The organism is Acinetobacter sp. (assembly GCF_049284435.1).
In the GTDB taxonomy this organism is placed as follows: domain Bacteria; phylum Pseudomonadota; class Gammaproteobacteria; order Pseudomonadales; family Moraxellaceae; genus Acinetobacter.
This window is the reverse complement of sequence record NZ_JBAPXX010000003.1, coordinates 1-8,378: the sequence shown is the minus strand read 5'-3', so window position 1 is coordinate 8,378 and position 8,378 is coordinate 1. Positions and strand designations below refer to the sequence as shown.

Genomic DNA, 8,378 nt, shown 5'->3' with positions numbered 1-8,378 from the left:
CCCAGATCAGCAATCACAGGATTACCGGAAATATCCTTACCCATTGCCATAGAGAGAATACTATTCGGATCAGTAAAGGCTGGAATGGTCAAAAGTTCGATCAAACGGACCATTTCACGGGTACTGTTTGGTACTTCGATCCCGATATACGGCTTGCCTGGAATGACTTCAACCACACGCACCGATGCCATCGACATCGAACGTGCCAGATCACGCGAAATATTCGTCACTTTAGAAGCTTTCACCCCTGGTGCCAGATCCAGTTCAAAACGTGTTACGACTGGGCCTGGCTGTGCTTCTACCACTTTGGCTTTGACATTGAATTCTTGCAGCTTGATTTCAAGCAATTCAGATAAACGTGCCAGCTGCTCTTCGGTAAAATTCACTTTTTTATTTGGATCGACTTCATCCAGTAAATCTAGCCCTGGAAGCGGCGATAAATCTTTACGGCGCTCAACCACCTGCATGGCACGTGACATCGGACGGCCTGAAGCATCGGTTAAAGGAGCATCAAAATCAAACTCGTCTTCATCTTGTGGTTTACCGGCCGTTTCCTGCCAGGCTTCTACAAATTCTTCTTTAGATAAAGCCTCTCGTACTGCTGCATGAGTTGCAGAAGTAGGAGATACTGGTTGCTCTATACCCTGATGTTGAATTGGTGCCTGAACAAAAGCAGAAGATTGAGCATAGCTAGAGCTGCGTACCGGTTGGCTTGGCTCTTCCTCTTCAATCAGCAAATCACCCAGGTCATCCAGATCGGCCTGTAATGCGCTGTTTTTCACGACATGTGCAGTCGCCATAGATGCCATGACAGGCGCAACATTGGTCATGTCTTCTACAATTCTTGCCGTCTTTTCGGCTGGCGCTGTATTGAATGGGCTATGCACATCGGTCGCAGTTTTGCCTTGCGGAACAGCAGCCAGAAGTTCATCAAAGATTTCATCATCATCCCAGTCCAAGCCAGTATGCGAAGCAGGCGCTGTTCTGGTGTGAGCATGAGTCTGCGCTGCAACAGGTTGAGGAGCGGCTATATGTGACACAGGAGAATTAAGCTGCTCTTCCTCGGCTGCTTTAAGTAAGGCATCAATATCCTGTTTATGGCGCTGATCTTCATTCGAGTGTAAGGCACGCCACACCTCGCCTGTCGCTACCACACGATCCGGCTGTTGAGGCACTTGCTGTGCTTGCTTAAATGTCTCGACTGGCTCAGGAGCCTGCTGCTCAGCTTCAGGAAGATCATCATAAAACTGGGATTGTTGTGACTCTTTATCGGCAAAATCATCAAATAAGCGTTCAGCAACTTGGTCACGTACCACCGGATCTATTTCTACCAGTTGATGCTCAGGCGCGGGCGTTACTGCAACCGCTACTTTTTTTGCACTAATGACTGGCTCTTTTTTGGCGACAGGTGCAGTACGGTCAAAATCAGACATGCCTTCAGGCACATTGCGGTAGAATAGGTCTTGTAAATAAGCAGGCGTTGCTTTGAGGCTGCTCCAAGTCTTGTTCCACTTCACCCCAAAAGCCAGGGTAAATAACACCACCCAAAGCACCAGCAGGAAGAATGCTGCACCATAGACTGTCAGCAGTTGTTCCAGACTCTGGCCTAATTCATAGCCAATAATACCGCCGGAAGAATTATCCAGCGTATCAGCAGGAACTTGCCAGAATAAAAACAACAGCGCTGAGGTAGTCAGCAACAGGAAGAATTGTGCAGCATAGCGGAATGGCCGGTTCAGGAAGCTGCACGGCCACCAGACCTGAATCGCTTCCATAAACAGATAGACAGGGATCAGCAGACTTGCCCAACCGAGAAAGCCAAACAAAAGGTCTGCAATCCAGGCACCCGCTACCCCACTGGCATTCGAAACGGTCTGCGTATCACTAGAGATATGCATCCATCCCGGATCAAATGGCGTATAGGTCACTGTTGCAAGAAATAGATAAATCCCAAATGAGACTAAAAATAATGTCATTACTAAGCGCTGTGCATAGGCACTCGACACCGCTGTCATATACTGTCCTGTAACCAATTCTTCATGAATATTCTTTTGCTTCAATGCTTGAAAAAGCGACGCAATAAAATGCGTATTATGCACCTGTTCTGTGAAAAAAGATGCACTATTGTACAAGTACACTGTGTACTTATTATATATAGCCCAAATCGATTTCAATGATCAATAATATCGACTTTAATCTCACCCCACTGTTATACAGTTTCACGTATAATTCAATAAATTTCTAAATAAAAAAGGATACAGCTGATGAGCGCACGTCACTCACGACTGATTATTTTAGGTTCTGGCCCTGCAGGCTATAGCGCAGCAGTGTATGCAGCGCGTGCAAACTTGAAACCTACCCTGATTGCAGGCTTGCAACTGGGCGGTCAGCTGACCACGACGACTGACGTCGATAACTGGCCGGGTGATCCCGAAGGTTTGACTGGTCCAGCATTGATGGAACGTATGCAGGCACATGCAGAGCGTTTTGGCACTGAAATCGTGTATGACCATATCAATGAAGTGGATCTTAGCCAGCACCCATTCGTGTTAAAAGGCGATATGGAAGAATTCACCTGTGATGCCCTGATCATCTGTACCGGTGCAACTGCCCAATACCTCGGTCTGGAATCTGAAGCAGCCTATATGGGTCAAGGTGTCAGTGCTTGCGCGACTTGTGATGGTTTCTTCTATAAAAACCAGAAAGTAATGGTCGTAGGTGGCGGTAATACCGCTGTTGAAGAAGCATTGTACTTATCTAATATTGCTTCTCACGTGACTCTGGTTCACCGTCGTGATTCATTACGTTCTGAAAAAATCCTGCAAGATCATTTATTTGCCAAAGAAAAAGAAGGCAAGATCAGCATTATCTGGAACCATCAAGTCGATGAAGTATTAGGTGATGCGCAATCTGGCGTGACTTCAGTTCGTCTTAAATCAACTCAAGATGATTCTACTCAAAACGTCGATGTAACTGGCATGTTTGTGGCGATTGGTCACAAGCCAAATAGCACCATGTTTGAAGGTCAGTTAGAGCTTCGTGACGGTTATATCCAGGTGCAAAGTGGTACTGCAGGTAATGCAACCCAAACTTCGGTACCGGGTGTATTTGCAGCCGGTGATATTGCGGACAGCATTTATCGTCAGGCCATTACTTCTGCGGGTTCAGGCTGTATGGCTGCACTGGATGCAGAAAAATATCTTGATGCGATGGGCAAATTAGACTAAGCAACAAGAATAAAAAAGCCGTCCATTATGGGCGGCTTTTTTATTGCTAGAATGAGATGATGATTTATCTATAGATTTATGTCGGGTCTGCCATGTCTTTACTTCCTCCCTCAGAATTCATTTTTCCCAATCCGGTCGAGGTTGATCCTGAAGGTGAAGGACTGATTTGTATTGGTGCAGACCTCTCCCCTTCCACACTTTTTGAAGCTTATACGCATGGATTATTTCCCTGGTTTTCAGAAGGTGATCCGACTTGCTGGTGGAGTCCGGAACCACGCTGCATTATTCGCCCCGAAGATTATCATCCAAGCAAATCCCTGCTACGCAATATGAGAAAGCAGGACTATAAAATTACGATCAATCATGCTTTTGAAAGGGTGATTCGCTCCTGTTCATTGCCTCGTGCTTATGCAGACGACACCTGGATCAGTGAAGATATTATCGCAGGCTATTGCGACATGTTTGACGCAGGATATGGCTATAGCATTGAGGTCTGGGATGAAGATCGCGTCGTCGGTGGACTTTATGGTGTGACCATCGGTCAAGGCTGTTTTGGTGAATCCATGTTTAGTACACAAACCGATGTTTCTAAAATGGCTTTCTATACTTTAATGCTGATTGGACAGGAAAATAAACTACCCTGGATCGACTGCCAACTGGTCAACGATCATCTTCTAAGCCTGGGCGCCTGCACACTTTCTCGCCAAGCTTATCTTAATTCTTTACAAGATATTGTAAAAAAGCCTGCTATCGATTGGAAAAAGTATCAGGAAGGTGTATTTTCAAGTAAAACAATAGCGCAAAACGCGCGCTTAAGTGAATGAAAATAACAGAGGGTAGTTGTTATGAACTCTTATCAGCCAAAGGCCCTACTGAACGATTTACAGTATTATATTACGCCGCCGCATGATTGTAGCTATTTGCCCAACAAGTCGGCGCGCATGGTTTTTCTGGATCCTGCACATCGAATTGATGTAGTAACTTTATCGGAACTGTCACGTACCGGTTTCCGCCGCAGTGGTGATTTCGTGTATCGACCCGAATGTCATCTGTGTCGTCAATGTCTGTCTTCGCGTGTGCCTGTCGCTGAATTCCGCATGAACAGTTCACAAAAAAAAGCCTGGAAACGTAATCAGGATCTGGTGATGAAAATTACCAGTCCAGAGCACGCTGGTGATCTACATTATGCGCTGTATGAACGCTATATCAATGAACGCCACGCAGATGGCGACATGTTTCCACCGACTCGGGATCAGTTCGAAAAATTTTTATTACAAAGCTGCACCGACAGTTTCTTTCTGGAGTTATGGCAAGGTGAGCGTCTAATCAGCGTTTCAACCTGCGATCTGCTGGATGATGGCATCTCTGCCGTCTATACCTTCTTTGATCCGGATGAAAACCGTCGTTCACTCGGTGCTTTTGCAATCTTGAAACAGATTGAACATGCACAAAAGCTGGGCTTGCAATTTATCTATCTGGGTTATTGGGTGCCGCATTCTAGCAAAATGAATTACAAATCTCAGTATCTGCCACTGGAACTCTTGGTCGATGGACAATGGCGACGCTTAAATCATGCCCTGAATGCCACAGAGATTCAGCACCTGGGAAACTCATTAATGACGACCTTACCTAGCGGATGGAATCACCAGATTATTAAATAAGGTCGTCAGCTTTTATGACTTAAATAGACTGGCAAAATCATCCGTACATGCTTTCACCATAATGATGGCATGTTCACGGCTTCCGTTGGCATTTGGATAATAGTTCTTGCGCAGATCAATCTGATGAAAGCCTGATTTTTCATAAAGCTTGATCGCAGCCAGATTACTCTCGCGCACTTCCAGGAAAATCTGCACCGGATTATTTTTTAGCATGGCCACTGAAGCCTCCAGCAACTGATAGCCCAAGCTCTGGCCTTGCTGTGCCGGATCAATTGCCATCAGCAATAAATTGGCTTCATCCAGCACCGGTTGTAAAATACAAAATCCGGCCACCTGCCCTTGCACTTCAATCACTGTACTTTGATAAGCCGTTACAGCATCTTCGAACTGTTTTAAAGTCCAGGGATGGGATTGAACTGATTTTTCAATCTTTGCAACGGCTTCTACATCCACTGCTTGCATCAAACGAATCATCTTCGTTCATCTTATATAGAATCAATCTCCGCATTATAGAAACTTCATGCAAAAAATCGAGCAAAAAAAAGAGCGATTTTAGTCGCTCTCCAATCTTCAGTTCTGTCACAGACCCAATTTGGTTTTCCAGGTCGCCAGCAGTTGATCTGTATGATGATCATTCGGATGGAATCCCGGTTTAAAATACATCAGCATTTCTTTCGCCATACCCGTAATGACACCTTTAGAAGGACTATAGGCATAGGTATAAATGGCTTTTAAGGACTCAAGATTGAATTGCTGATCCTGTTTAAGCAAACGGGCAAGGAAATAGCTTTGCACCACAAATAAGGTTGCCATTGCGATGACCAAGGATGAAGTACGTAGTGCATAGGCTTTTAGGCCTTTGCCAAAAACCCCTTCGAAGACATCATATGCAACTGCCTTATGTTCATTTTCCTCAATAGCATGCCATAACCACATGGTTTTCATGGTTTCATCTGTCATCAATTCCTGAATGTGGCTATTGGTCAAAAGCTGTGAGGCAATCGTTGCAGTGAAATGCTCAAGTGCCGTGGTTGCAGTCAAATCTACCATTTCTTGGGTAATCCCTACAGGCTTACCCAGTTTAGCCATGACTTTACGTGTCGTTTGAATGACTTTATCGGTATAACGATCAAGCGTATCAACATCATGCCCATGTTTTTGCGCAGATGCATTAAAGCCGATATGCTCGTGAGTATGCATGGCTTCCTGACCAATAAAAGCGGAAATTTCTTTTTGTAATGCTTCATTATTGGCAATTGCAGGATGTTTACGCATCGCACGGACTGAATCTATAAAAAACTTTTCACCTGCTGGAAATAGTGCAGATAATGCCGTCATAAAATGAGTGAGACCTGCTGAACCATTCATCCAATATTCCGGTACAGCATCAAATTCAAAGTTCATGCGACGAACTGGGAAACTTGCACCCGCACGATTGGTAATATTTACTTTCGCATTCATGTGACCACTCCCATCAGGCCAATTCAGGCCAGAAAATGTAATATTCATATTCTTATCTGTATATTACGTGGTAATTTTTTTTACATAAGTGCAGTTTAGGTCAAGCCGATATCAGATAAGGACAGCTTTTAAAATCATTGTCAGACAATTTATTCTTAATTTTATAAAAGTTTGAATCAAAAAAAGCGCCTCAAAGAGGCGCTTTTTTTACAAAATCAGCGATTATGCAGTTACTTTAGCAACTACACCAGCACCAACTGTACGACCGCCTTCACGGATCGCAAAACGTAGACCTGGGTCCATTGCGATCGGATGGATTAGCTCTACTGACATCTCAACGTTGTCACCAGGCATAACCATTTCCACGCCTTCTTTAAGCGCGATCGCACCAGTTACGTCCGTAGTACGGAAGTAGAACTGTGGACGGTAACCGTTAAGGAATGGAGTGTGACGACCACCTTCTTCTTTAGAAAGTACGTATACTTCTGCATCGAATTTAGTGTGTGGCTTGATCGCACCTGGTTTAGTCAATACTTGACCACGTTGTACGTCTTCACGCTTAGTACCACGAAGAAGAACACCACAGTTCTCGCCCGCACGACCTTCGTCTAGAAGTTTACGGAACATTTCAACGCCAGTAACAGTCGTTGTTTGTGTATCACGGATACCAACGATTTCAACCGATTCGCCTACTTTAACGATACCAGTCTCTACACGGCCAGTTACTACTGTACCACGACCAGAGATTGAGAATACGTCTTCAATTGGCATAAGGAATGGAAGGTCGATCGCACGTTCTGGCTCAGGGATATAAGTATCAAGAGCTTCAACAAGCGCAACTACAGCTGGCTCGCCGTATTGGCTTTCATCACCATTAAGTGCAAGAAGAGCAGAACCACGGATCACTGGAGTGTCATCACCCGGGAAGTCATAAGTAGAAAGAAGTTCACGAACTTCCATTTCAACTAGCTCAAGAAGCTCTTCGTCGTCTACAAGGTCGCATTTGTTCAAGAATACAACGATGTAAGGTACACCTACCTGACGAGAAAGCAGGATGTGTTCACGAGTCTGTGGCATAGGACCATCAGTCGCAGCACATACAAGGATCGCGCCGTCCATCTGAGCAGCACCAGTAATCATGTTTTTAACATAATCGGCGTGGCCCGGGCAGTCTACGTGTGCATAGTGACGAATCGGAGAATCGTATTCTACGTGTGAAGTATTAATGGTAATACCACGTGCTTTTTCTTCTGGTGCAGAGTCGATTGCAGCGTAGTCTTTCGCTTCGCCACCGAATTTCTTCGCACATACAGTTGCAATTGCAGCTGTTAAAGTTGTTTTACCATGGTCAACGTGACCAATTGTGCCCACGTTAACGTGTGGCTTATTACGTTCAAACTTAGCCTTAGCCATGTTAATCTTCCTCGTTTACGTCGAACACAATTCTGAGTAAAACCCAGCTCCGACATATCGTTTAAAAAAACCGAACACCAAATACTTGAAAAGCAGACTAAATAGCCTGCTTTGGGAATTTCTTTGCAACAGAGTTGCTAAACTGTAATCTGGAGCTCTTATCGAGATTTGAACTCGAGACCTCTCCCTTACCAAGGGAGTGCTCTACCACTGAGCTATAAGAGCAAATATTAGTACTTCAATGGAGCGGGAGACGAGGGTCGAACTCGCGACATGTAGCTTGGAAGGCTACCGCTCTACCAACTGAGCTACTCCCGCACGATGTTGGTACAAACCACTTATTGAAGTCTTAAAATTGGTGGTGAGGGAAGGATTCGAACCTTCGAAACTTTCGTAGCGGAGTTACAGTCCGCCCCCTTTGACCGCTCGGGAACCTCACCATTTTTTACACTTACATCAGTGCTGTTCTTTACTTCACACTACCAAACCTCTAAGATGGTGCCGGCACACGGATTCGAACTGTGGACCTACTGATTACAAGTCAGTTGCTCTACCAACTGAGCTATGCCGGCGTTTCCTAGTGTTTCGTACGTTTCGTATCGGAACGGTGTGCAGT

General features: G+C 45.0%; 7 protein-coding genes and 4 tRNA genes. 3 read left to right on the top strand and 8 right to left on the bottom strand.

The features are described from left to right. The coding region (locus WAK81_RS00370; RefSeq protein WP_422195219.1) for a DNA translocase FtsK 4TM domain-containing protein at positions 1-2,015 on the bottom strand (2,015 nt) is incomplete at its 3' end. A 249-nt stretch (positions 2,016-2,264) separates the two neighbouring features. Here WAK81_RS00370 and trxB point away from each other — a divergent pair. From trxB to WAK81_RS00355, 3 genes are all read left to right on the top strand, one after another. Next, entirely contained in the window at positions 2,265-3,227 is a 963-nt protein-coding gene (trxB, locus tag WAK81_RS00365; protein WP_422195218.1) for a thioredoxin-disulfide reductase, read from the top strand. Positions 3,228-3,319: 92 nt separating this feature from the next. Continuing rightward, positions 3,320-4,051, top strand: a complete 732-nt coding sequence (aat, locus tag WAK81_RS00360) for a leucyl/phenylalanyl-tRNA--protein transferase (protein ID WP_422195217.1) — start codon at positions 3,320-3,322, stop codon at positions 4,049-4,051. A gap of 21 nt (positions 4,052-4,072) precedes the next feature. Next, positions 4,073-4,888 (top strand): arginyltransferase, encoded by an 816-nt coding sequence (locus tag WAK81_RS00355; protein WP_422195216.1) that lies wholly within the window; start codon positions 4,073-4,075, stop codon positions 4,886-4,888. Positions 4,889-4,900: 12 nt separating this feature from the next. Here the strand turns inward: WAK81_RS00355 and rimI are convergent, their stop codons facing one another. The 7 genes from rimI to WAK81_RS00320 all read right to left on the bottom strand — a co-directional run bounded on the left by rimI (position 4,901) and on the right by WAK81_RS00320 (position 8,334). Continuing rightward, on the bottom strand, positions 4,901-5,362 hold the full coding sequence (gene rimI, locus WAK81_RS00350) for a ribosomal protein S18-alanine N-acetyltransferase (protein ID WP_422195215.1): 462 nt from the start codon (positions 5,360-5,362) through the stop codon (positions 4,901-4,903). Between the two features lie 105 nt (positions 5,363-5,467). Then, on the bottom strand, positions 5,468-6,349 hold the full coding sequence (locus WAK81_RS00345; protein ID WP_422195214.1) for a metal-dependent hydrolase: 882 nt from the start codon (positions 6,347-6,349) through the stop codon (positions 5,468-5,470). Between the two features lie 222 nt (positions 6,350-6,571). Continuing rightward, the gene (gene tuf / locus WAK81_RS00340; protein ID WP_422195213.1) at positions 6,572-7,762 is read right to left on the bottom strand and encodes an elongation factor Tu; all 1,191 of its coding nucleotides are present in this window, start codon (positions 7,760-7,762) and stop codon (positions 6,572-6,574) included. Between the two features lie 150 nt (positions 7,763-7,912). After that, a tRNA-Thr gene (locus WAK81_RS00335) sits at positions 7,913-7,987 on the bottom strand. Between the two features lie 17 nt (positions 7,988-8,004). Beyond that, positions 8,005-8,080, bottom strand: a tRNA-Gly gene (locus tag WAK81_RS00330). A gap of 38 nt (positions 8,081-8,118) precedes the next feature. Beyond that, positions 8,119-8,202: transfer RNA gene (locus WAK81_RS00325), tRNA-Tyr, on the bottom strand. A gap of 56 nt (positions 8,203-8,258) precedes the next feature. Then, positions 8,259-8,334 (bottom strand) — tRNA-Thr (locus WAK81_RS00320). Between the last annotated feature and the right edge of the window lie 44 nt (positions 8,335-8,378).